The organism is Vibrio sp. 1457 (assembly GCF_033340195.1).
GTDB classification, from domain to species: domain Bacteria; phylum Pseudomonadota; class Gammaproteobacteria; order Enterobacterales; family Vibrionaceae; genus Vibrio; species Vibrio alginolyticus.
Genome location: NZ_JAWOWA010000024.1, coordinates 17,816 through 42,391, shown reverse-complemented (window position 1 = coordinate 42,391; position 24,576 = coordinate 17,816). Strand labels below are relative to the sequence as shown.

At 45.9% G+C, this 24,576-nt stretch carries 22 protein-coding genes; 9 read left to right on the top strand and 13 right to left on the bottom strand.

From position 1 onward, the window contains the following. Positions 1-4: 4 nt before the first annotated feature. Positions 5-1,732, bottom strand: coding sequence for a sodium:solute symporter family protein (locus R7Z41_RS19760; protein WP_005382372.1), 1,728 nt, complete (start codon positions 1,730-1,732; stop codon positions 5-7). Positions 1,733-1,744: 12 nt separating this feature from the next. Next, positions 1,745-2,008, bottom strand: coding sequence for a DUF4212 domain-containing protein (locus R7Z41_RS19755; protein WP_005382373.1), 264 nt, complete (start codon positions 2,006-2,008; stop codon positions 1,745-1,747). 520 nt (positions 2,009-2,528) lie between these two features. On the opposite strand from R7Z41_RS19755, the gene R7Z41_RS19750 reads away from it, so the two are divergent. Next, positions 2,529-4,280 carry a potassium/proton antiporter gene (locus R7Z41_RS19750; RefSeq protein ID WP_005382374.1) on the top strand — a complete coding sequence of 584 codons (1,752 nt, stop codon included), beginning with the start codon at positions 2,529-2,531 and terminating at the stop codon, positions 4,278-4,280. On the opposite strand, the gene R7Z41_RS19745 is transcribed toward R7Z41_RS19750, so the two are convergent. From R7Z41_RS19745 to aspA, 4 genes are all read right to left on the bottom strand, one after another. Further along, entirely contained in the window at positions 4,277-4,906 is a 630-nt protein-coding gene (locus R7Z41_RS19745; RefSeq protein ID WP_005382375.1) for a response regulator, read from the bottom strand. The genes R7Z41_RS19750 and R7Z41_RS19745 overlap by 4 nt on opposite strands. A gap of 194 nt (positions 4,907-5,100) precedes the next feature. Continuing rightward, positions 5,101-6,933: a protein-disulfide reductase DsbD gene (locus R7Z41_RS19740; protein WP_138940505.1), complete on the bottom strand. Its 1,833-nt coding sequence runs from the start codon at positions 6,931-6,933 to the stop codon at positions 5,101-5,103. 161 nt (positions 6,934-7,094) lie between these two features. Continuing rightward, entirely contained in the window at positions 7,095-8,402 is a 1,308-nt protein-coding gene (locus R7Z41_RS19735; protein WP_005382378.1) for an anaerobic C4-dicarboxylate transporter, read from the bottom strand. 176 nt (positions 8,403-8,578) lie between these two features. Beyond that, positions 8,579-10,030 (bottom strand): aspartate ammonia-lyase, encoded by a 1,452-nt coding sequence (gene aspA / locus R7Z41_RS19730; protein WP_005382379.1) that lies wholly within the window; start codon positions 10,028-10,030, stop codon positions 8,579-8,581. A gap of 431 nt (positions 10,031-10,461) precedes the next feature. On the opposite strand from aspA, the gene R7Z41_RS19725 reads away from it, so the two are divergent. Beyond that, on the top strand, positions 10,462-10,980 hold the full coding sequence (locus R7Z41_RS19725; RefSeq protein WP_033907286.1) for an FxsA family protein: 519 nt from the start codon (positions 10,462-10,464) through the stop codon (positions 10,978-10,980). Positions 10,981-11,050: 70 nt separating this feature from the next. Here the strand turns inward: R7Z41_RS19725 and trmL are convergent, their stop codons facing one another. From trmL to R7Z41_RS19705, 4 genes are all read right to left on the bottom strand, one after another. After that, positions 11,051-11,530 (bottom strand): tRNA (uridine(34)/cytosine(34)/5-carboxymethylaminomethyluridine(34)-2'-O)-methyltransferase TrmL, encoded by a 480-nt coding sequence (gene trmL, locus R7Z41_RS19720; RefSeq protein ID WP_025768811.1) that lies wholly within the window; start codon positions 11,528-11,530, stop codon positions 11,051-11,053. A gap of 136 nt (positions 11,531-11,666) precedes the next feature. Next, positions 11,667-12,275 carry a superoxide dismutase gene (locus R7Z41_RS19715; RefSeq protein ID WP_005382382.1) on the bottom strand — a complete coding sequence of 203 codons (609 nt, stop codon included), beginning with the start codon at positions 12,273-12,275 and terminating at the stop codon, positions 11,667-11,669. Between the two features lie 174 nt (positions 12,276-12,449). Continuing rightward, positions 12,450-13,844 carry an envelope stress sensor histidine kinase CpxA gene (cpxA, locus tag R7Z41_RS19710; RefSeq protein ID WP_054579327.1) on the bottom strand — a complete coding sequence of 465 codons (1,395 nt, stop codon included), beginning with the start codon at positions 13,842-13,844 and terminating at the stop codon, positions 12,450-12,452. Continuing rightward, complete coding sequence (locus R7Z41_RS19705; protein WP_005382384.1) at positions 13,844-14,533, bottom strand: response regulator; 690 nt, start codon at positions 14,531-14,533, stop codon at positions 13,844-13,846. The genes cpxA and R7Z41_RS19705 overlap by 1 nt, the downstream gene beginning before the upstream one ends. A gap of 190 nt (positions 14,534-14,723) precedes the next feature. On the opposite strand from R7Z41_RS19705, the gene R7Z41_RS19700 reads away from it, so the two are divergent. The 3 genes from R7Z41_RS19700 (at position 14,724) to pfkA (ending at position 17,502) form a co-directional block, all read left to right on the top strand. Continuing rightward, positions 14,724-15,236, top strand: coding sequence for a CpxP family protein (locus R7Z41_RS19700; protein ID WP_206971024.1), 513 nt, complete (start codon positions 14,724-14,726; stop codon positions 15,234-15,236). Positions 15,237-15,347: 111 nt separating this feature from the next. Continuing rightward, a complete protein-coding gene (gene fieF / locus R7Z41_RS19695) occupies positions 15,348-16,256 on the top strand; it encodes a CDF family cation-efflux transporter FieF (RefSeq protein WP_053350704.1) in 909 nt (302 codons plus the stop codon). Between the two features lie 283 nt (positions 16,257-16,539). Beyond that, on the top strand, positions 16,540-17,502 hold the full coding sequence (gene pfkA / locus R7Z41_RS19690) for a 6-phosphofructokinase (RefSeq protein WP_005381521.1): 963 nt from the start codon (positions 16,540-16,542) through the stop codon (positions 17,500-17,502). 90 nt (positions 17,503-17,592) lie between these two features. Here the strand turns inward: pfkA and R7Z41_RS19685 are convergent, their stop codons facing one another. Continuing rightward, positions 17,593-18,975 carry an MATE family efflux transporter gene (locus R7Z41_RS19685; RefSeq protein ID WP_017821828.1) on the bottom strand — a complete coding sequence of 461 codons (1,383 nt, stop codon included), beginning with the start codon at positions 18,973-18,975 and terminating at the stop codon, positions 17,593-17,595. A 240-nt stretch (positions 18,976-19,215) separates the two neighbouring features. Here R7Z41_RS19685 and R7Z41_RS19680 point away from each other — a divergent pair, with 240 nt between their 5' ends. The 3 genes from R7Z41_RS19680 (at position 19,216) to R7Z41_RS19670 (ending at position 22,099) form a co-directional block, all read left to right on the top strand. Further along, complete coding sequence (locus tag R7Z41_RS19680; protein WP_005381516.1) at positions 19,216-19,506, top strand: co-chaperone GroES; 291 nt, start codon at positions 19,216-19,218, stop codon at positions 19,504-19,506. A 77-nt stretch (positions 19,507-19,583) separates the two neighbouring features. Further along, positions 19,584-21,221: a chaperonin GroEL gene (gene groL, locus R7Z41_RS19675; protein WP_042523711.1), complete on the top strand. Its 1,638-nt coding sequence runs from the start codon at positions 19,584-19,586 to the stop codon at positions 21,219-21,221. Positions 21,222-21,535: 314 nt separating this feature from the next. Next, positions 21,536-22,099, top strand: coding sequence for a VC2662 family protein (locus R7Z41_RS19670; protein WP_005381507.1), 564 nt, complete (start codon positions 21,536-21,538; stop codon positions 22,097-22,099). 100 nt (positions 22,100-22,199) lie between these two features. Here R7Z41_RS19670 and R7Z41_RS19665 read toward each other — a convergent pair whose 3' ends face one another. Together R7Z41_RS19665 and epmB are read right to left on the bottom strand one after the other, a co-directional pair. Beyond that, the gene (locus R7Z41_RS19665; RefSeq protein WP_005381504.1) at positions 22,200-22,697 is read right to left on the bottom strand and encodes an MgtC/SapB family protein; all 498 of its coding nucleotides are present in this window, start codon (positions 22,695-22,697) and stop codon (positions 22,200-22,202) included. A gap of 95 nt (positions 22,698-22,792) precedes the next feature. Continuing rightward, positions 22,793-23,815, bottom strand: a complete 1,023-nt coding sequence (gene epmB, locus R7Z41_RS19660; protein WP_065274938.1) for an EF-P beta-lysylation protein EpmB — start codon at positions 23,813-23,815, stop codon at positions 22,793-22,795. Between the two features lie 32 nt (positions 23,816-23,847). Here epmB and efp point away from each other — a divergent pair, with 32 nt between their 5' ends. Beyond that, positions 23,848-24,414, top strand: coding sequence for an elongation factor P (gene efp / locus R7Z41_RS19655; RefSeq protein WP_005381500.1), 567 nt, complete (start codon positions 23,848-23,850; stop codon positions 24,412-24,414). Positions 24,415-24,576: the final 162 nt, after the last annotated feature.

Genomic DNA, 24,576 nt, shown 5'->3' with positions numbered 1-24,576 from the left:
GTTTTTAGTGATCCACTGCACTACCAGCACCTACTGGCACGCGAACGTGTTCGACTAGGTCTTTTACTTCTTGTGGCGTTTCTGCTGTTACTTTGGAGACAGCGAATGCGACGATGAAGTTAAATAGTGCGCCAATAGCACCAAACGCGTTTGGCTCAATGCCCAGGAACCAGTTTGTTCCCCAGCTTTCTAGATATTTCCAATCAGCAACGAAAAGGATGCCTTTGTGTTGGAATACGTAGAACAGCGTAATACTGATACCCGCAATCATACCGGCGATTGCGCCTTCTTTGTTGATGCTCTTGCTGAAGATGCCCATCATCAATGCAGGGAAGATGGATGAAGCGGCAAGACCAAAGGCGAGTGCTACCGTACCTGCGGCAAATCCAGGCGGATTTAAACCGAGATAGCCTGCGGCTGCTATCGCTACTGCCATTGATATTCGACTAGCAAGTAGCTCTTTTTTCTCGGATATGTTCGGATTGATAACCCCTTTGATTAAGTCATGGGAAATAGCTGAAGAAATGGCGAGTAGTAAACCTGCTGCGGTAGATAGTGCAGCTGCAAGACCACCTGCTGCCACAAGTGCAATCACCCAGTTTGGTAGTTTAGCGATCTCTGGGTTAGCCAATACCATGATGTCGTTATCAACGCGCAGTTCGTTGGTGGACGCATCTGAAGTGTATTGGATATTGCCATCGCCATTTTTATCGTCAAAACCGAGTAGTCCAGTTGTTTCCCAGTTTTTGAACCACGCAGGACGCTCGTCATACGCTAGGTGCTGACCCGGAGCTGGATTTACCGTATTCATTAGGTTGAGACGAGCCATCGCTGATACCGCTGGTGCAGTAGTGTAAAGGATTGCGATGAAGATCAGAGCCCAGCCTGCTGATGTACGTGCGTCGCGAACCTTCGGCACGGTAAAGAAACGGATAATTACGTGTGGTAGTCCGGCAGTACCAATCATCAGTGACATGGTGTAGACAAACATATTAAGTGTGTCGCCACGTACTTGGGTCGTGTATTCACTGAATCCGAGTTCGGTCACCACTTGGTCAAGCCGATCGAGTAGATAGACATCGGTACCAGCCATGGTACTCCCTAGACCAATTTGTGGGATTGGGTTACCAGTGAGTTGCAGAGAGATAAAGATTGCAGGGATAGTGTAAGCAAGAATGAGTACGCAATATTGAGCAATCTGCGTGTAAGTGATGCCTTTCATGCCGCCAAGAACCGCGTACATGAAAACGATACACATACCAATTAATAGGCCAGTGGAGTAATCCACTTCTAAGAAGCGACCAAACGCAACGCCCACGCCTTTCATCTGACCGATAACATAAGTCACTGATGCGATGATAAGACAAACAACCGCTACGATACGTGCTGTGTTGGAGTAAAAGCGTTCACCAACAAACTCTGGCACCGTAAACTTACCAAATTTGCGTAGGTAAGGCGCTAGCAACAGCGCAAGCAGAACGTAGCCACCAGTCCAACCCATTAGAAATACTGAGCCGCCATAGCCCATGAAGGCAATTAAGCCTGCCATTGAGATAAACGACGCTGCGGACATCCAATCGGCTGCGGTTGCCATACCGTTTGCAATCGGGTTTACACCGCCACCAGCAACATAAAACTCTTTGGTTGAGCCGGCGCGAGCCCAAATAGCAATCCCGATGTACAGGATGAACGTGGCGCCAACGACCAGGTAGGTAATAGTTTTCAAATCCATCTGAGTGACTCCTTATTCGTCCACGCCGAATTCACGGTCAATTTGGCGCATCTTCCATGCGTAATAGAAAATAATTCCTAGGAAGGCATAGATGGAGCCTTGTTGAGCAAACCAGAAACCGAGTTTGTAACCGCCTAGTTGAAATTGATTTAGTACGTCGACAAATAAAATGCCGCAGCCGAAAGACACGACGAACCAGATGACCATTAGGCCGATCATGAGCTTCACGTTTTTGTCCCAATAGGCTTTGGCTCTTTCTTCGCTTTCAAATGCCATTGCCGTCTCCTTACGATTGGTATTGTTGTTAATGAAATGTTTCAATATGTACATTAGCAAGGTGTTGGCAATAACTCTTTTCAACTTTAGTCGGGGTGTTAAAAATGAAGAACCCCCATATTATGGGCTTTTGCAGCGAACAAAGGGGTAAAACGTTATGTTAATAAACTGTTAAGTTAGCCAAAGGTCTAAAGGTTGATTGGATAAACAGGCATGATTAAGACGGGCCATTAATCTTTTCTTCATTGAATTTGGAGATGCTGTGTAAGTATTGGTGGTGATCTTGTGGCTCTTAAAGAGAGAAGGCGTAGATAAGAAAGCTCACAAGTAATTTATTTACATAAAGTTTTCGCATCAAATCACCGTTTTAACGCACAATAAAGTAATATAGCTGAGTCATTCTCGTACAACCTCGCATTTTGAGACGGTGTAAAGGGGAGGCAGATTAGGGCATTACCTCATTAACGAAGTAGCCTTGCTCATCACAATTATTATCGTTTTTCATTAAGGGAGGGTGAGAATGGACGCAGACACCATTAACAGTTTTTTTCTAATAGGTGCGTTGTTAATCGCACTTAGCGTTCTTTTAAGCCCAGTGTCTTCTAAGTTGGGAATCCCAATTCTTTTGGTATTTTTAGCCGTTGGAATGCTAGCGGGGGAAGACGGCTTAGGCGGCATTTTATTCGATAACTTTTCGATCGCTTATTTGGTTAGTAACCTCGCATTAGCCATCATTTTGCTTGATGGTGGGATGAGAACGCGGGTCGCCAGCTTTAGGGTTGCGTTATGGCCCTCGGTCTCTTTGGCGACATTTGGCGTTGCGATCACCACCATTTTAACCGGGCTGATGGCAACGTGGTTATTCGACTTAGATTTATTGCAAGGCATATTGGTTGGTGCGATTGTTGGTTCCACCGATGCTGCCGCGGTCTTCTCTCTACTCAAAGGTCGTAGCCTGAACGAACGTGTTGGTTCAACGCTGGAAATTGAATCCGGCACCAATGACCCTATGGCGGTGTTTCTGACCGTAACTCTGATTGCTATTTTAGCGAACCCTGGCGCAGATTTAAGTGCGGGCTTTTTGGCGTTCAGTTTTCTTAAGCAGTTTGGTATTGGCGCGTTACTTGGCTTCGCTGGTGGCTGGATCTTATGGAAAGTTATCAATCGCAATCAATTACCAGATGGGCTGTATTCTATTTTAACGGTCAGTGGTGGCTTGCTTATTTTTGCTTTATCTAACACTTTGGGTGGCAGTGGTATTTTGTCGATTTACCTTGTTGGTCTTTTATTAGGTAACCGTCCAACACGCAGCCGCCACTCTATTCTTCATGTTTTAGATGGTATGACGTGGCTAGCTCAAATTGGTATGTTCTTGGTGCTTGGTTTGTTGGTTACACCATCCAATTTACTCTCTATTGCGTTGCCAGGTCTTGCGCTTGCTTTCGGGATGATTTTGTTTGCCCGACCAATCTCAGTTTGGATTGGTTTACTGCCATTCAAGAGTTTCACGCCACGTGAAAAGTGGTTTGTCTCTTGGGTAGGACTGCGTGGTGCTGTACCTATCATCCTCGCGGTATTTCCGATGATGGCAGGGTTGCCAGATGCTCAACTGTACTTCAATTTGGCATTCTTTGTAGTAATGGTGTCTTTGATAGTACAAGGGGGCACGTTGACTAAGGCGATGTCTCTTGCAAAGGTCGAGCTACCTTCTAAGCCTGAGCCAATTTCGCGTACGGGTGTAGAGATTTACCCGACCAGTGAGTGGGAGCTGTTTATCTATAGACTTAAAGCAGATAAATGGTGCATTGGTGAGCCATTACGTAGTCTTTCGATGCCGGAAGGAACGCGTATCGCCGCTGTATTTCGCAGTAAAGAGCTATTGCACCCATCCGGCAGTACGCGTCTTGAGGAAGATGATACCTTGTGTGTATTAGCACAAGAAAAGGATTTAGATGCACTGAGCTTACTGTTTAGTGAAGCCCCAGAGAAAGCGTCGCTAGCGCGATTCTTCGGTGACTTCTTCCTCGATATTGAAGTGAAGCTTGCCGATATTGCCGTGATGTATGGTTTGAATCTGGGGGATGAACCGCTGGATAAAAGTTTGAGAAACCTTGTCGAAGAGCAATTAGGTAGCACGCCAGTATTGGGAGACCATTTCGAGTGGCAAGGTTTGCATTGGATCGTCGCTGATGTTGTTGATCAGCAGGTCACTAAAGTCGGTATCCGATTGCCAAACGAAAAAAGTAAGTCTGACGATAAGACGTCAATCTAGTCGCTCATTTCCGTCAGCATAATCACGGCTTGCGTGCGGTTCTTTACACCGAGCTTACGGAAAATCGCTGTCATGTGCGCTTTTATGGTGGCTTCTGAAACATTCAATTCGTAAGCGATTTGCTTGTTCAGCAAGCCATCGGACAACATTCCCAACACTTTATATTGCTGCGGTGTTAGCGCAGCAATCTTTTCCGCTAAGTCATTACATGCCGCGTTATTGGTGATCAACCCTTCAGGGAAGTATGGGTCGCCATTCAGCACTTGATTGAGCGCGTTCACTAATTCGCGCATGTCGCTGGACTTGGGAATAAAACCAAATGCACCATGGCTTTTCACCTGCGTCACGATCGCCGGCTCTTCACTCGCTGAAACGACGACGATAGGTAAATCTGGATGCTCTGCTCGCAAATGAATCAAGCCAGACATACCATTTGCTCCTGGCATTTTGAGGTCCAATAGCACTAAATCTGGCTCTTCCTCTCGTTCTAACAAAGCCAGAAGTGCGTCGAGTGAGTCCGCTTCCAGCAAATTTGCACCACTAATAGCCATGTGGATAGATTGAAACAAGGCATTCCGGAAGAGTGGGTGATCATCTGCAATAATGATGGTGTAGGTCGAATCCATGACGTTAAACACTTTTGACTATTTCGTTAAATTTATTATTGTCCAGCTTTGAGAGAGTGGACAATATTTATTCGCTAAAAGTCTGAACCAAATCGACTTTTATTAGGAAAATTGCATATAAACGCAATGTTCTTATTCAAATCTGAGCAATAAAAAACGCCAGTGGACATCACTGGCGTTTGAATATCTGGTTATCAGAACTGCTTGATATGCTCTAAGAAAGGCTCGGCTTGCATAAAGCCCGTCAAACGAGCGTTTGAAACGTGTTCGCCACTGGCATCCCAAAACTCAATTGTTGGTAAACCAAGTACATTCATGTGCTTCAGTAGTTCGATGTCTTGCACTTGGTTTTTGGTCACGTCCGCTTGCAGAAGAACGAAGTCTTGCAGTTTTGCTTCGACGCTTGGGTCATGGAAGGTGTACTTTTCAAACTCTTTACATGCTACACACCAATCGGCGTAGAAATCGAGCATGACGGGTTTACCTGCCGCTTTCGCAAGTGCCAGTTGTTCTTCAAGCTCCGCCACGTTAGCAATGCGAGTAAAGCTAACAGTGGCTTGCTGAGTTTGTGTTGTGTTGTTGCCAAACCAGTAATTTAAGATAGGTTGTGCTGAGGCTAGCAAACCTAAGACGGCGATTATGCCCACGGCACTTTGTTTCCAGCCACCAAACTCTAGACTGTTTTTGATGTGGTATAGCCAACCAAAAGCAGCAATACCCAGTGCTGACCACAGAATCGTTGACCACATTTCTGGCATGATGCGTTCTAGTAAGAAGATAGGTGCGGCAAGCAGAATAAAGCCGAAGAGTGTTTTCACACGGTCCATCCAACCACCTGCTTTTGGTAGCAGTTTGTTGCCGAAGACTGCAACAAGAATAAGCGGAATACCCATGCCCATCGCCAGCGCGTATAACGCGATACCACCCGTCAGCAAATCGCCGCTTTGTGCCACGTAAAGTAGCGCACCAGACAGAGGTGCCGTGGTACAAGGAGAACAAACCAGTCCAGAAATCGCCCCCATGGCGAATACGCCTGCACTGCTGCCACCCTGTTGCTTATTACTTAAGTTATTCAACCATGTTTGAACGCTGCTTGGTAGCTGTAATGAGTACAGACCAAACATAGACAAAGCGAGTGCGATGAACAGTACGCTCAAGCCAATCAGCACATAAGGGTGTTGCATTGCCGCTTGGAACTGCATACCTGCAGATGCCACCACAAGGCCGAGTAGGGTGTAAGTCAGCGCCATGCCTTGCACGTAGACGAATGACAAGCCTAGCGCACGGCGTTGGCTTAGTTTGCCACTGCCAAGCACTATGCTGGTCAGAATTGGGTACATCGGCAGCACACAAGGTGTAAACGCCAAGCCCACACCAAGCGCTAAGAACAGAAGTGGTGTCCACCAGTTATCAGCAAGGTTGGCTGCAAGGCTATCTTGCTGTGTTACTGGCGCCGATGATGTGTCACCAGACGTAGATGATTGCGCCGCTGGTGGCGTTGCTGTTGGTGCCTGTTCTGCTTTTGATGCAGTTGTCGCCGTTGTTGAATCTGAGTTCGACGAAGTAAACGCGCTGATAGGAATCACGCGAGTTTCTGGCGGGTAACAGAAGCCTGCTTTCGCACAACCTTGGTATTGCACCACCACGCGCGCACCGTCTTGCCAATCATGCATTGGTACATTAACGAAGAGAGGTTGAGTATAGATATGCACGTCACCAAAGAATTCATCTTTATGCGGTGTGCCGTCTTCCATTTGCAGTTCGCCTAGCGATACTTTCTCACCAGCTACAGACAAGCGCTCTTGATATAGGTAGTACCCGTCACGTACCTGCCAATCGAGCATCAATTTGTCATCTTGCTGGTAGAAGTTAAATGGAAACGCCTGATCAACCGGAACAAAGCTGTCGCTGCTGCTACCAAAACTGTTGTTCTGGCTATTGTTAAACTGGTCTTTGCCAAATAAAGCTAAAGACGGAGTGGAAAAGGTAATGAGCCCTAAGAGTAAAACGGAAAGTAATGCGCGCATAAAAGAGTCAATTCATCTTAGATAATTGCCGTTAGTGTAACTCAATCAGACCCGGAGGCGAGTCAATAAGTTTCATGAAAATGAAGATTTATTGAGCATAAATCAAGACAACAGGCAATAAAAAAGGGAGCCGAAGCTCCCCGAGTAAGACTCTGTTTCTACTAGATCAGTAGACCACCGAATGCGAAGCCAAGTGCTACCGCAGAAGCGATGGTTACCACACCAGGTACAAAGAATGGGTGGTTGAATACGTACTTACCGATACGAGTTGAACCCGTGTCGTCCATCTCAACCGCTGCTAGAAGCGTTGGGTAAGTTGGCAGCACGAATAGCGCACTTACTGCTGCGAAAGATGCAACTGCGGTAAGTGGTGCGACACCGATTGCTAGTGCTGCTGGCATCAGCGCAACAGTGGTTGCACCTTGTGAGTAAAGCAGCATTGAAGCGAAGAATAGAACGAGTGCTAGCATCCATGGGTAGTCTGCTAGTAGCGCACCAGCCACTTCTTTGATGCCGTCAACGTGCGCGTTAACGAACGTAGAACCTAGCCATGCCACACCAAGAACACACACACACGCTGTCATACCAGAGCGGAATGTTGCTGCTGCTGGGATTTTGCCAGCATCGATTTTACAGCTCATTACGATAGCTGCCGCAGCTGCTAGCATTACCGTCATGATAGCTTCGTTACGACCTAGAGCAGGGTTCTCGATAAGGCCAACAGAGCCAGAAATTGCTGCTGCGTAACACACGACAAATGCGATTGCGCCTAGGAAGATGAATGTTGCTTTCTTCGCTGTTGGTAGGATTTCGCGTTTTGCTTCTGTATTTAGCTTGATTAAGCCTTTTTCTAGACGCTCTTGGTATTCAGCATCGTCTTTTAGCTCACAGCCCATGAAGTTCGCCACGAACGCACCGATCATGCACGCGATGAACGTCGTTGGGATACAGATTGCTAGTAGTGTTAGGTAGTCAACGCCAAATGGGTGCAGCATTGCCGCGAACGCTACAACAGCCGCTGAGATTGGTGATGCGGTGATAGCGATTTGCGATGCTACGACCGCGATAGACAGTGGACGAGAAGGGCGCACGCCTTGGCCTTTCGCTACTTCTGCAATCACTGGCAAAGTAGAGAATGCCGTGTGGCCAGTACCCGCCATTAATGTCATTAGGTAAGTTACGATAGGCGCATAAAAGGTGATGCGCTCAGGATGCTTGCGCAAAAAGTTTTCAGCAACTTGCACCATCCAGTCTAAACCACCCGCTACCTGCATTGCTGCGATAGCGGTGATTACAGACATGATGATCAAAATTACGTCAACGGGAATGTAAGCTTGGCTTGTTGGTACGCCCAAGATCAAAGACAACGCAATGACCCCAGCACCACCGGCAAAACCAATGCCGATACCACCGATTCTTGCCCCCAAATAGATGAAGAGCAGAACCACGAAGAGTTCGACCATGACCATATTGATACCTCTTTAGTTTTTTATTTGATTCTGATTTTTTGAACACTCAGGAACAGGAGTAAATGCTCAGAGAATGAGAACCTAGTGGTTTAGCGGCAATAAAAGCATATAAAAAATGTGGTTAACCGTATGAGAGCCTAAAAAAGGGGCCTGAGTGGCCCCCTTCGGATTCGTTATTACTCGTAACGTTTTGCTTTGTAAGTAGGATGCATGAAGTTTTCTACTGACAAGATTTCATCAAGCTCCTCTGCTGTAAGCAGACCGCGCTCTAGCACGACTTCACGAACACTCTTACCAGTTTCTGCACAAATCTTACCTACGATGTCACCTTCGTGGTGGCCGATGTATGGGTTTAGGTAAGTGACGATACCGATAGAGTTGTAAACGTAGTTTTCGCAAACTTCTTTGTTCACAGTGATGCCGTCGATACATTTATCACGTAGGTTCACACACGCGTTGTGTAGTAGAGAGATAGACTCAAACACACTTTGTGCGATCACAGGTTCCATAACGTTTAGCTGTAGCTGACCGCCTTCTGCTGCGAAAGAAACCGTGTTGTCGTTACCGAGAACTTTGAAGCAAACTTGGTTTACTACTTCTGGGATAACTGGGTTTACTTTAGCTGGCATGATTGAAGAGCCTGCTTGCATTTCAGGTAGGTTCAATTCATTTAGACCCGCACGAGGACCAGAAGAAAGTAGACGAAGGTCGTTACAGATCTTCGATAGTTTCACTGCTAGGCGTTTTAGCGCGCCGTGAGTCATTACGTATGCACCACAGTCAGACGTTGCTTCGATAAGGTCTTCTGCTGCAACAACGTCAAGGCCTGTTACTTCCGCTAGGTGTTTTACTGCAAGCGCTTGGTAGCCAGTTGGTGTATTTAGACCAGTACCGATTGCGGTTGCGCCTAGGTTGATTTCTAGGAGGAGTTTAGATGTGTAATCTAGAGCACGAATCTCTTCGTTTAGTGTTACCGCCCACGCATGGAACTCTTGACCGACTGTCATTGGTACTGCGTCTTGAAGCTGAGTACGGCCCATTTTCAGTACATCTTTAAACTCAACGGCTTTAAGTTCGAATGCGCCTTTTAGGTACTCAATTGCTTCCATTAGCTTGTGTACGCTGTTGTATACCGCAATACGGAAACCTGTTGGGTACGCACAGTTGGTTGATTGGCTCTTGTTTACATGGTCATTTGGGTTAACAAATTCGTATTGGCCTTTCTCTTTACCCATCAACTCAAGCGCAACGTTTGCGATCACTTCGTTCGTGTTCATGTTAACTGAAGTGCCTGCACCGCCTTGGAATACGTCTGATGGGAACTGATCCATACACTTGCCAGTTTCTAGGATCAAATCACACGCTTCGATGATGTAGTTTGCAACGTCTTTTGGAATAGCGCCAAGTTCTTTGTTTGCTAACGCTGCTGCTTTTTTGGTCATTACCATGCCGCGTACAAATTCTGGTACGTCAGAGATGGTCATATTAGAGATGTTGAAGTTCTCGATCGCACGTAGCGTATGAATACCGTAGTACGCATCTGCAGGGACATGACGTTGACCTAATAGATCTTCTTCAATACGAGTGGCTGGGTTTGCTGTTTTTGGAGCATCAGATAGGGTAGCCATAGCAGGATCCTTAGATGATAATTCTGATAATAAAGTTATTTATTAGCCATTTCTGCAATCTAGAATCCATTCATCAGAATTTTTGGCTGGAAAATCCGTCCTGACTTATGTGGCACATGATACTGCACCTAGCGCATAAAAATAGTAACTAGATCACCTTTTTCGTTTTTCATGAGTCAATAATTTGCAAAGTATGAACGGGTTATTAATAACCCTTTATGGGTACTCGATTTTCCTCGACAAACATGAGTTTTTAGAGTTCGAAATTAGCACTTTAAAAGCACGAAAAAATCGGTATGCAATTGAATGAAACGCGCTCCCGCTACTTTGTCTAAAAGAGAAGGAGACCAGTATGAACACGCTTTTTTACAACGATTCGTTTGAGCTTAGTCTGCTTTTACCATTACACTGAATTAAACAAAGGAGGGCGTGTGTTTCCTATCTTATTATTAGCGTTTATTTTTGTTCCGATCATTGAAATCGGCTTATTTATTCAGGTGGGCGGCTTTTTAGGTTTATGGCCGACCATTGCACTAGTCTTAATCACGGCATTTGTTGGTGCATCGTTGGTTCGTAGCCAAGGTATACAAACACTGATGTCAGTACAGGGGCGTCTTGAACAAGGTGAAATTCCAGCCCAGCAAATTTTTGAAGGCGTAATGCTCGCGGTGGCTGGCGTGCTACTGTTAACCCCGGGCTTTATGACCGATGCCCTTGGTATGTTGGTGTTGCTTCCTGCGCCACGCGCCGCGATAGCTAAATACTTGATGAGCAAAATGGTGGTGAAAACCATGCATGGCGGTGGCTTCCAAGGTGGTTTCTCTAACCAGGGGCCATTTGAGCAAGACCCGTTCCGTCGTGACCCATTTGATTCCCAGTCAGATAATGGCAATACCTTCGAAGGGGAATACGAGCGTAAAGACGATGATGATCGCAACAAGCTCAACTGATTGAGTTAGACAGTAAAGAAAATAAAAGGGCGCACCAATCGCCCTTTTCTGTATTTGGAATTCGTGCTGCTTACAATGCGCCTTCAAAGCCCATTTGACGCCATGCTTCAAAAGCAATGATCGCAACGGCATTCGAAAGGTTTAGGCTGCGCGCATCTGGCATCATTGGAATGCGAATACGCTGCTCCATTGGCAAGCTATCGATGATTTCAGCAGGCAAACCACGAGTTTCTGGACCAAACATCAAAACATCACCCGTTTGGTATTGTGCATCAACGTGGTGACCTGTGGTTTTGGTGGTGCAGGCAAACAATCGGTAGTTACCTTGCTTCTCTTTCTCTAAATATTCTAAGAACGCTTGATAGTTTTTATGACGCGTTACGCGAGCTAAATCATGGTAATCCAAACCAGCGCGGCGGACTTTTTTCTCTTCAAGATCGAAACCCAGAGGTTCAATTAAGTGAAGGTTTGCACCGCAGTTGGCGCATAGTCGAATGATGTTGCCGGTGTTCGGCGCGATTTCTGGTTCGTATAAAGCGATATCAAACATGGTATTGAAATAGAGTTGGTCAAAGAGAGGGGCAGTATATACCCAAGTCACCGAAATATGCGAGATTCAGCAAGATTGACCTGGGTATGAAAGCAGGCATTAGCGCGGATGTTAATACCGTAAGTAGCGATGCTCTTTATAAGAGAGCGTGAGCATAGTTTTCTTCAACTGCTCGCCAGTTGACGACGTTCCACCACGCATCAATATATTCTGGGCGACGGTTTTGGTAGCTGATGTAATACGCGTGCTCCCACACGTCTAATGCGAGGATTGGTTCACCGCGCACATCCACTACATCCATCAGAGGGTTGTCTTGATTACTGGTGGACGTAATGTGAATCTCACCATCTTTTACGATCAGCCATGCAAAGCCAGACCCAAAGGTATTGATGGCAGCTTGGGCAAACGCCTCTTTAAATTGCGCAAAGCTACCAAATTTATCGTTAATTGCTTGAGCAAGCGCGCCTTGAGGCTCTCCGCCACCGTTTGGTGACATGCAATTCCAATAAATGATGTGGTTGTAATAGCCGCCACCATTATTACGTACTGCTGGACTGAGCTTAGAGATATTGTCAAAGATCTCGTCTAATGACTGAGTTTCGAGCTCGCTCCCTTCAACGGCATTTACAAACTTATCAAAGTACGTCTTGTGGTGTTTGCTGTAATGCACTTCCATGGTTTTCGCGTCGATGTACGGTTCTAGTGAATCGTACGGGTAAGGCAGAGCGGGAAATGTATGTGACATAGTAAATCCTCCTTAATTGGAAAATTCACTTTAATGCTAACGATAATTATTATCAACTTTGATCTTTGTAAGGGTATTCTAAGAAGCCTCACCAATTTCTAAAGTGAGGGTGGGGCTGTGAATCACTCACTCTAGAAATATGGTGCGAATTATTGTTAGTTCATCAAATTGAGACTAACAATTGATCGGTAAGGTGATACTCATACGCAATCCGCCTAACGGACTTCGGCTGGCTGCGATCGTGCCACTGTGCTGGCGAATGGCACTTTCGGTAATGGTTAGGCCGAGACCTGTGCCGCCAGAGTGGCGATCGCGTGCCGTGGAAACGCGATAGAACGGGCGAAAAATCGCGGCCAGTTCCTCTTCTGGTACACCTTCTCCATTATCGTCAACCGTGATACGAAGCGTATCGTCATCGGCTTTGATGTCGATTTGTACCTCGTCTTTTCCGTAGTAAATGGCGTTACGAACGATATTTTCCACCGCACTCATCAGCAGTTTAGGGTTACCGGAAATATTGCGCTTAGGTAATTCTGAATAGTGTAGCTGTTTGCCCATTTGCTCTGCTTCAAACTGCGCATCTTTAATGATTTCTTCCCATAAACTTTCTAGTGGCTGTGTTTCGCGAGTCATATGACTGTTCGCCTGCATGCGAGAAAGCTCTAATAGTTCGCTGATCATCTGTTCCAAGCGCTGCGCTTCGGTATCGATACGAGTCAGTTCTGGGCTTTCGCCTTGTTTACGCGTCGCTAATGCGCTTGCCATGCGCAGACGAGTTAAAGGTGAGCGCAGCTCGTGAGAGATATCGGATAGCAAACGTTGTTGTCCTGAAATCATTTGATTAACCGCTTCGACCATCTGGTTGAAGCTGCTGCCTGCTTGACGAAATTCCGCCGTACCTTTTTCTAAATTTGGGTCTGTGACAAATTCACCTTTCGCCACACGTTGAGCAGCGGCTTCAAGACGACGTGCAGGCTGACTCAAAGCCCAAGCAAGCCATAACAGCAATGGTGTACTAACCAGCATGACCGCAAGCAAGAGCTGGAATGGGTGATCAAACAGACGCAGGAGTAGAGGTGGTGGCTCATTCCACTTGAAGCCCACGTACATCAAGATATCGGAACCTGCCAAAGTGATAGGAATTGGGCCCGCAATCATGTATCGACCATACAGCTTCTGCTTTGGATTATTGTAATCTTCGATACTGGTGACAAAGTTTTGCATGGCACGCAATTGAAAATTGCTGCGTTTTTCTGTCGTAAGAACATTACCGCTGTAGTCAGAAAAAAACACCCTCGGGCGAGGGTCGTGCTTGCCGTGGCGGTTGCCCTCGATACGAAAAAGTATGCGGCCTAAATCAGTTTGCTGGCTGTATTTTTGTTGGATTGAGTCACGCGTTTCTACCATACGTTTGTAGTGTTCTTCTGGAATATCGCGAGCTTTGCGTGGGTCCAAATGTGGCAGTGATAGCACGGCTATCAATACTAATAACATGGTGAACCAAAAAATGGCAAAGATGCGTCCATACAGGCTATTGATGTTTGGCAGTTTGATGCGTGATAGGTGCATTAATCCTCCTCAAGCAGCATGTAGCCACGACCACGCAGGGTTTTAATTCGCGGCTTGCCATTGCTTTGATCTGGTAATTTTTTACGTAAGTTCGAGACATGCATATCGATGGCGCGATCAAAAGCAGCGAGTCGTTTACCAAGCACATCTAAGCTCAGTGTCTCTTTGGTCAGCACTTGTCCTGGGTTTTGTACGAAGTGGGTGAGTAGCGCAAACTCGGTTGCTGTGAGGTCGAGTAGCTGTTGCTCACAATACGCTTCTTGCTTACCGGGATAGAGGCGGATTTCTTGATACTCAATGCAATCGCTGTTTTTGGTATTTTTTTGTGTGCTGCTAGTGCGGCGTAAAATCGCACGGATACGCGCCAACAGCTCTCGGTCACTAAAAGGTTTTGGTAAATAATCATCCGCGCCCAGTTCCAAGCCGATCACGCGATCAATTTCTTCCCCTTTAGCGGTCAGCATCAAGACGGGAGTTTCCCAATTTTCACGTAAGCGTTTCAGCGTTTCCATGCCATTGAGTTTTGGCATCATGACATCCAACAAAATCAAATCAATCTTATCATTGATCGCGGCTAAGCCGGCTTCACCGTCATTTGCTTCGCTGACGTCAAACCCTTCGAAACTGAGTACTTCTTTTAATAAGCTGGTTAGCTCGATATCGTCATCGATTAAAAGAATGTTTGCCATGGGGGCACCTATAGTAAGTTACCGATAGCCTAATATTACATTGGAATGATGCGCAACGAAGAGGAGAAAAATCACTCTTTACGATTCTTTACGCTCCCTATACGTCGCTTTACCTAGCGGGTCGTATTCTATACTCAAGCGCTGTGAGAACAGCTCAGAAGAACCACTCACCTGTGTAAGGAATCGTATTATGAAGTCTGCAAAAAAACTTGTGTTAGCTGCTGTTGTTCTACCTCTTACTCTTGGCGCCGCAAGCGCATTCGCTTACGGTGGTAAAAACCATCATAAAGGTCCTCGTGACGAATGCGGCATGGGTATGGACCGAGGTGTCATGCGTCAACTAGACCTGACTGATGCACAAAAAGATCAGCTAAAAGAAATGCGTGAAGCAAACAAAGCAGAAATGAAAGCAAAATTCGCTGATGGCAAAGAGGCACGTATGGCTGAGCGTCAAGCGCATCACGCAAAAGTACAATCGCTTTTGCTGGCGGATAACTTTGATGAAGCTCAAGCTAGCGAATTAGCAAAAGAGATGGTTGAGCGCCAAACGGAACGTCGCGTGCAAATGCTAGAAAGAAAGCACCAAATGCTTAGCGTATTAACATCTGAGCAGAAAGCGAAATTTGTTGAGCTACAAAATGAACGTATGCAAGAGTGTGGCGACAGAATGCACAAGCGCATGGAAAAGTCGCGCAATAATTAAGTCATGAATTGATGTTATATAAAGAGGCAGCCATTGGTTGCCTCTTTTTGATCTGGTTATTTCATGGTCATTCAATATACTCAACGTATGGTTTTAGTTAACTCTTTGATTATGAAACAGCAATACGCACGTTTAGTTACGACCGCCGCTTGGACTGCAACCATTGTGGCGACGCTTCTTCTGATAGTAAAAGTCATCACGTGGTGGGTAACCGGCTCAGTGAGCTTATTGGCGTCATTGATTGACTCCATGTTAGATATCGCGGCTTCGGTTGTGAATCTTGTGGTGGTTCGTTACGCCTTACAACCGGCAGACCGCGAACATGCGTTTGGACATGGTAAAGCTGAGTCCTTAGCGGCCCTAGCCCAAGCAATGTTTATTTCGGGCTCGGCAGTATTTTTGATTCTTAACGGGATTGACCGATTTTTCCGCCCGCATGCTTTACACGCACCGGAGTTAGGTGTGTATGTATCGCTGTTTGCGATTGTGGTCACACTTGGCTTGGTGATGTTCCAAAAACATGTGGTTCGCGTGACGGGGAGCCAAGCAATAGCGGCGGATTCTCTGCATTATCAGACTGACTTGTATATGAATGCTGCGATCATGGTTGCTCTGGGGCTCAGTTATTTTGGAGTGACTCAAGCGGATGCTGTGTTTGCGATTGGTATTGGTGTCTTCATTCTTTATAGCGCTTTCAAAATGGTCAGCGAAGCGATTCAAACCTTACTTGATAGAAAGTTGCCCGATGAAGAACTTGAGCAAATTAACCAAGCTTGTTTGAGCGTAAAAGGGGTATTGGGCGTGCATCAGTTACGCACGCGAATGTCCGGACCGACGCGCTTTATACAGTTGCATTTAGAGCTAGACGATAACTTACGATTAATTGAGGCGCATTACATCGCTGATAAAGTGGAAGATAATTTATTGGCTCTGTTTCCTGATGCGGACGTATTGATCCATCAAGATCCATTGTCTGTCGTTTTCGGACCTGAGAAAGAGCAGAAAGCGCAAGATTGGTAGGCTTGAAAAATCCATCAGTGCCCGACGACAAACAGGTACTTATTGACTATCTTTCCATCAATACTTATTAAGATTCGTGATCCTGATATGAATCAACAAAGTTTCATAGAGAAACTGTAATACTCTTACATAAGTAGAAAAGTTACATAAAAAAGTGCGTTTTCATTGGTAATCCTGTAGAGGAAATGTAACATAACGCACAGTTCTGGATTATGCAGGTTGCTTGGTAACAAGGGGCCTAAAAGAAAATTAAATAATTGATTGCCAAAGATCGAGGGTGAGCATGATTAAGAAGATCGGTGTTTTAACAAGTGGCGGTGACGCACCTGGTATGAACGCTGCGATACGCGGCGTAGTACGTACAGCACTATCCGAAGGATTGGAAGTATTCGGTGTGTACGACGGCTACCTAGGCCTATACGAAGGCCGCATCGAGAAGCTAGATCGTTCTAGCGTTTCAGATGTGATCAACAAAGGTGGTACGTTCCTAGGTTCTGCACGTTTCCCTGAGTTTAAACAAGTGGAAGTTCGTGAAAAAGCGATTGAGAACCTGAAAAAACATGGTATCGATGCACTAGTGGTAATCGGTGGTGATGGTTCGTACATGGGTGCGAAGAAACTGACTGAAATGGGTTACCCATGTATCGGTCTTCCGGGCACAATCGACAACGATATCGCAGGTACTGATTACACTGTGGGCTACCTAAGTGCACTAAACACCGTTATCGATGCAATCGACCGTCTACGTGATACTTCTTCATCTCACCAACGCATTTCAATTGTAGAAATCATGGGCCGTCACTGTGGTGATTTGACTCTGATGTCTGCAATTGCGGGCGGTTGTGAATACATCATCACTCCGGAAACTGGTCTAGACAAAGACAAGCTGATCAGCAACATCCAAGATGGTATCGCTAAAGGTAAGAAACACGCGATCATCGCGCTTACTGAGCTAATGATGGATGCTAATGAACTAGCACGTGACATCGAAGCCGCGACAGGTCGTGAAACTCGTGCAACAGTACTTGGTCACATCCAACGTGGTGGTCGTCCAACTGCATTTGACCGCGTACTAGCATCTCGTATGGGTAACTACGCTGTTCACCTATTGATCGAAGGTCATGGTGGTCGTTGTGTAGGTATCGTGAAAGAGCAACTTGTTCACCACGATATCATCGACGCAATCGAAAACATGAAGCGTCCAGTACGCAACGATCTATACAAAGTTGCTGAAGAGTTGTTCTAAGCAAGCTTGAAATAGATAAACAAAACCGCGGCTTTCCGCGGTTTTTTTGTATTTGAGAATCAACAAAAAGAAACTAGCGATAGACGAGTGTTAAGACACGCTGCTCTGCTCTATGAGCGTTAATTTTCGCTCGCGCAGCGCAAACAAGTAGCCCAGTAGCCCACCCAACGTATTCCCAACCGCGATACCGATAAACAAGCCTTCAATGCTGTAGATTTGGCTCCCGATCCACGCCGATGGCAAGGTAAAAATGAACAGCCGCATAAAGCTCCACTGGAATGCACGCAATGGCTTGTGCATCGCATTCAAACCACTGACTAACATCATCACGATGCCTTGGAAGCCATAACTAAATGGCACCACCAGTAAATAATGCCAAAGCAGGTTTTTCACCGCATCTTCCTGAGAAAACAGCGCAGCCAGAGGAATGCTCAGTGGCACCATCATCAAGAAGATAAACCCTTGGAATACCACTGCAAAACGCATGCTAATAAATAAACCGGAAAAGGCTCGTTGCGGTTGTTTGGCTCCTAAATTTTGTGCCATAAACGGTGTGAGGGCAGAGGTCAGCGACATCAATACTAAAATCAATATAGACTCAATACGCTGCGCTGCGCCGTAAGCAGCAACCGCCGCCGTACCGTGGTTGGATAACAGCATCATCAGAATGGCACCGGACAACGGATTCATCGCGTTTGATAGCGCTGCAGGGGTACCAATTTTTAGTGTCTGTTGCCAGTCTTGTTTCAGCAAAGCCCATTGGGGTTGAGCAAGCAATTTTTCCCGTTTAATTAGCACATAGAATGAGCCACACAAAGCACCTAACCAGCTAAAGGCACTTGCTATGGCTGCGCCTTGAATGCCAAGTTCCGGAAAAGGGCCATAACCGAAAATCAACAATGGATCGAGCATGCCATTAATCAAACCAGCCAACATCATGACTTTTGCTGGTGTTTTTGTGTCGCCAGTAGCTCGGATAGCACTGTTGCCCGCCATTGGGATCACTAGCAGAGGAATGGTGAGATACCAGACCTGCATATATTGCTCAATAAGAGGGATGAGATCATCAGACGCACCAAGAAAACGAAACAATGGCGCAATGGTGGTAAAGCCAATAGAAGACGCGATAGCCACAAGTAACACGGCTAATAACAAACCGTGGGTGGTGAACCGAGCAGCTTGTGGTGCATGACCTTGCCCAAGCAAGCGACCAATATTGGTCGATAGTCCCATGCCAATCCCCATCGTAATGCAGTTAACCGCAAAGGTGACAGGGAAGGTATAGCTGATAGCTGCTAGCGCTTGAGTGCCAAGCAACGAGATAAAAAACGTGTCCACCAAGTTAAACATCAAAATTGCGATCATGCCCATGGTCATGGGTACGGTCATTTTCCGCAGCGTTTCAGGAATGGGTGCGGTCAACAAACCATGCTTATCGGTCGCTTGGGGTTCCAGCTTGTTATTTTCCTGCATGTGTGACAACTATCTGGTGAGCAAACTGCAAGGATACAAGAAAGCGAGATGCCGAGCGAGTGAGCATTTCTAACGCAAACCGTTGCCTAGTTGTTCGTTATTTTAACTAAGTCACAAAAATTTTGTGCCACCCCCTTGGGATCGCTGCTTCGACCCCTTATATAGGGATCACGTGTCTGGGGCTACAGTCCCTAAGGACAATTATCAAATAAACATGGAAATTTTCAGGAGAGACGACCGATGAACATTCGTCCATTACATGACCGAGTTATCGTTGAACGTAAAGAAGTTGAATCTAAGTCTGCTGGTGGCATCGTTCTGACTGGTTCTGCTGCAGAAAAATCGACTCGCGGTGTTGTTCTAGCTGTGGGTAAAGGCCGCATCCTAGAAAACGGCACCGTACTGCCACTAGACGTTAAAGTCGGTGATACCGTTATCTTCGCTGAAGGTTACGGTACAAAAACTGAAAAAATCGACGGTAAAGAAGTGCTTGTCATGTCTGAAAACGACATCATGGCGATCGTTGAATAATAGCAATCATTGAGTGATTTTTTGCTCAGATTCAATTACGAAATTACACACAAAGAATTTTAGAAAGGAAATCAAAGATGGCTGCTAAAGACGTTAAATTTGGTAATGACGCACGAGTTAAAATGCTGGAAGGTGTAAACGTTCTGGCTGACGCAGTAAAAGTAACACTGGGTCCTAAAGGACGTAATGTCGTTCTAGACAAATCTTTTGGTGCACCAACTATCACTAAAGATGGTGTATCAGTAGCGCGTGAAATCGAGCTGGAAGATAAATTCCAGAACATGGGCGCACAAATGGTTAAAGAAGTTGCGTCTAAAGCAAACGACGCAGCGGGTGACGGTACAACAACAGCAACGGTACTAGCGCAATCTATCGTTAACGAAGGTCTAAAAGCAGTCGCAGCGGGCATGAACCCAATGGATCTTAAGCGTGGTATCGACAAAGCTGTTGCCGCGGCAGTTGAGCAACTAAAAGAGCTTTCTGTTGAATGTAACGACACAAAAGCGATCGCGCAGGTTGGTACTATCTCTGCAAACTCAGACGCAAGCGTAGGTAATATCATTGCAGAAGCAATGGAGCGTGTGGGTCGTGATGGCGTTATCACGGTTGAAGAAGGTCAGGCGCTACAAGACGAGTTAGACGTAGTAGAAGGTATGCAGTTCGACCGCGGTTACCTGTCTCCTTACTTCATCAACAACCAAGAATCAGGCAGTGTTGATCTAGAAAACCCATTCATTCTTCTAGTAGACAAGAAGATCTCAAACATTCGTGAGCTTCTTCCAACGCTAGAAGCTGTCGCGAAAGCATCTCGTCCACTGCTTATCATTGCAGAAGATGTAGAAGGCGAAGCGCTAGCAACATTGGTTGTGAACAACATGCGTGGCATCGTAAAAGTTGCAGCTGTGAAAGCACCTGGCTTCGGTGACCGCCGTAAAGCAATGCTACAAGACATCGCTATCCTAACTGGCGGTACTGTGATTTCTGAAGAGATCGGTCTAGAGCTAGAAAAAGTTGCACTAGAAGATCTAGGTCAAGCGAAGCGTGTTTCTATCACGAAGGAAAACACGACTATCATCGATGGTATCGGTGAAGAAGAGATGATCTCAGGCCGTGTTGCTCAGATTCGTCAACAAATCGAAGACGCAACTTCAGACTACGACAAAGAGAAACTACAAGAGCGCGTAGCTAAACTGGCTGGCGGTGTTGCAGTAATCAAAGTCGGTGCAGCGACTGAAGTTGAAATGAAAGAGAAGAAAGACCGTGTAGAAGATGCGCTAGCCGCAACTCGCGCAGCGGTTGAAGAAGGTGTTGTTGCTGGTGGTGGTGTTGCACTTATCCGCGCGGCATCTAAGATTGCTCACCTAACGGGTGACAACGAAGAACAAAACGTTGGTATCCGCGTTGCACTACGTGCAATGGAAGCGCCAATCCGTCAAATCACGAAGAACGCAGGTGAGGAAGACTCAGTTGTTGCGAACAACGTGAAAGCGGGTGAAGGTAGCTACGGCTACAACGCGGCAACAGGCGAATACGGCGACATGCTAGAAATGGGTATCCTAGATCCAACTAAAGTTACTCGTTCTGCACTACAATTCGCAGCATCGGTTGCAGGTCTGATGATCACAACTGAAGCGATGGTTACTGACCTACCGCAAAAAGACGCGCCAGCGATGCCTGACATGGGTGGCATGGGCGGTATGGGCGGCATGATGTAAGCCAGCTTATCTCATCGCTCTAAGGAAGCCCTTATAGCGGAAAGATAACCGACCAAACCTTTAAAAGTCGAGGCAGATGCCTCGACTTTTTTATGCGCGTCCTCTGAGAAACATGACGTTCTGGTGTGGCTTATCATGAGATTTTTGAGCGTAAAAAGTGCCATTTCAGAAGTAAAAAATCGAAGAGAAATATTTTTTCTTTTGAGTCAGATGGTTAAATCTGACCTATTGCTAACACTTTTTGAACGGGGACAGAGCAAAATCTGAACACTACACTATGTTGTAAATTGTTGCTTCCCATCATGGAGATGAAAATGAAAAAGCTTATGACGTCATTGGCGGTTGCAGCCGCTATCGCATCACCTGTTGCTTTTGCCGACAGTACACCTGTGATGTTCTCTACTATCGATAACACAAACGCACCTTCTAATTCTTCAGTTGGTGGTGTTCGTTTAGCTGTGTTGCATGGACAGGTAAATGAGGTTAAAGGTGTCGACTTTTCACTGCTTGGTATGTCAGAAACGGATCGTACGACAGGTGTGAACTTCGGTCTGTTTTTTGGCGCAGCAAAAGTAAATCAAGAAATGAAAGGCGCGTCTTTAGGCTTAGTTAACTGGAACCAAGGTCAGACGACGGGTGTTAACTTGGGTGCTGTTAACATTACGAACAACGTAAAAGGCTTGAACTGGAGCGCGGTGAACTATTCTGAAGGCTACACCATGGCGGATGTGGGCTTAGCGAGTATCTCTAAGAAGTCTAATTTCCAGTTTGGTTTCTTCAACATGACCGATCAAATCGATGGCGTGCAAATTGGTCTTTTGAACTGTGCGGATAACGGTTTCTTCAAGTGTTTCCCACTCATCAACTTTGCTAAGTAATCCCTGAGAAAGTCAGAATCTTTATATACAGAAAGCCCTCGATGTTCGTCGAGGGCTCTTTAATTACTGATGAGATGAAGTGAGTTTCTCGGGGCGTTAACTATTTAATTAATCGTGATGAAGTTTTGCGTTGTTGAATTCTTTGATGAACACCGCGGCGTAATGCTTTGATGTGGTTTTCTGCTTTATCCACACCTAACAACACGGTTAATGTCAGGAGAGTAATAACCACCGACTGCGTTAAATAACCCAAACCTATCATCAAACCTAAACCTGCTAGCACCCATATTACAGCCGCGGATGTTACGCCATGGATTTTTCCATCAAGTGTCATCATAACGCCAGCGCCTAAGAAGCCGACGCCAGTAATGATCTGACCAAGCACTCGTGCTTGATCAAGTGTATTTGGCGATAACGACACTGCCATCGACATAAACAGGTAGGTGCCTGAAATAATTAATATTGCTGTGCGAATGCCAACCGGTTTACCACGAGTTTGGCGCTCTATACCGATCATGAGCCCATTAATGGCGCAGCATAGTAGGGCAGGCCAACTGAATGGGCCAAGATCGAAAATTTGTTCGAATGCTGTATGCATCTTGACCTCCAAAAGTGCGGAGTATGCATAGACTTACCGTGCAAAGCGAACAAAAATAATCAATCTAGACGACAAATTTAATTGAGCGTCAGAGCTTACTCTAAATGCAAATCCAACGGCGTTTTACTTGGCCTGCCACCAATTTCTCGTGTGAGTTTTGGTACCAGATAACCCGATACACGCGTGATGAGTCCGCGCATAATAGCTTTCGCTTCTTCGTCCGAAATAAAATAGTGCGCTGCGCCTTGCACCTTATCAAGAACGTGGAGGTAATAAGGCAAGATACCCGCGTCAAATAAGGCCTCACTTAACGCCACTTGAGCTTCTACCGAATCATTCACGCCTTTCAGCAGAACGCCTTGGTTTAGAAGCGTAACGCCCGCTCTTTTGAGCTTGAACATCTGTTCAGCAAATTCGTCATTGATTTCGTTGGCATGGTTGATGTGAGTGACGAGGATGATTTGTAACCTTGATGCTTGCAGCAGTTGGCATAGTTCATCAGTGACTCGAGCTGGAATCACCACAGGTAAACGGCTATGAATACGCAGACGTTTGATGTGAGGAATATGAGCAATGTGCTCTAAAAGCCAATAAATCTCATCGTCTTTTGCCATTAATGGATCACCACCTGAGAAGATGACTTCGTTCAACTCTGGTTGTTGTGCCATGTACTCTAAGCACTTGGTCCAGGCTTGTTTCCCGCTTTTGTTCTCTTGATAAGGGAAGTGACGACGAAAACAGTAACGGCAATTTACCGCGCAGCCACCTTTGACAATCATCAGGGCGCGGTTGCGATACTTGTGTAGCAGGCCAGGGACTTCATTGTCCTGCTCTTCCAATGGATCATTGGAGTAACCCGGATGCACCTCAAATTCGTCGCTCAGTGGTAAAACCTGACGTAAAAGAGGGTCTTTAGGGTTGCCTTTCTCCATCCTATCGACAAAACTTTGCGGTACACGCTGTGCAAACAGCTTGCGCGCGGCAAACCCGTCTTGCCACGGTGAAGGATCAATTTCCAGTATTTCGAGCAATTTTGCAGGATCAGAGATCCCATTCGCCAACTGTTTGAGCCAGTTTTGCTCAACAGATTCGACTTTTCGGGTTATTATGTGCGGCATTGAATTTAGCTCTAAGAATGTAAGAGGAAAAAATGGCTACAGTTAGCACCAATGAATTTAAAGGCGGTCTTAAGTTAATGCTTGATAACGAGCCTTGTGTAATTCTGGAAAACGAATACGTTAAACCAGGTAAAGGCCAAGCGTTCAACCGTGTTAAAATTCGTAAACTTCTTTCTGGTAAAGTGCTAGAGAAAACATTCAAGTCTGGTGACACTTGTGAAGTGGCAGACGTAATGGATATCGACCTAGATTATCTATATTCAGACGGCGAATTCTACCACTTTATGAACAGTGAAACGTTTGAACAGATCGCAGCGGATGCAAAAGCGGTAGGTGAAAACGCTAAGTGGTTGGTAGAAAACAACACTTGTATGATCACTCTTTGGAACGGTAACCCAATTACTGTTACTCCACCAAACTTCGTTGAGCTAGAAGTTGTAGACACAGACCCAGGCCTGAAAGGTGATACTCAAGGTACTGGCGGTAAACCAGCGACGCTATCAACTGGCGCTGTTGTTCGTGTTCCTCTGTTCATCTCAATTGGTGAAGTGATTCGCGTAGATACTCGTACTGCTGAATACGTAGGTCGTGTGAAGTAAGCACTTTATATGATTGTTAGAAAGGTCGCTTCGGCGGCCTTTTTTATTGCCTGTGATTCTTCTCTTTTAATCCCTCTGCGTAAAACATCGATATCCTCCGCAAATTTTTGAGGATTTTGTATTATTCGTAAAAATCTTATTTATTCCATGAATCTGTCGATT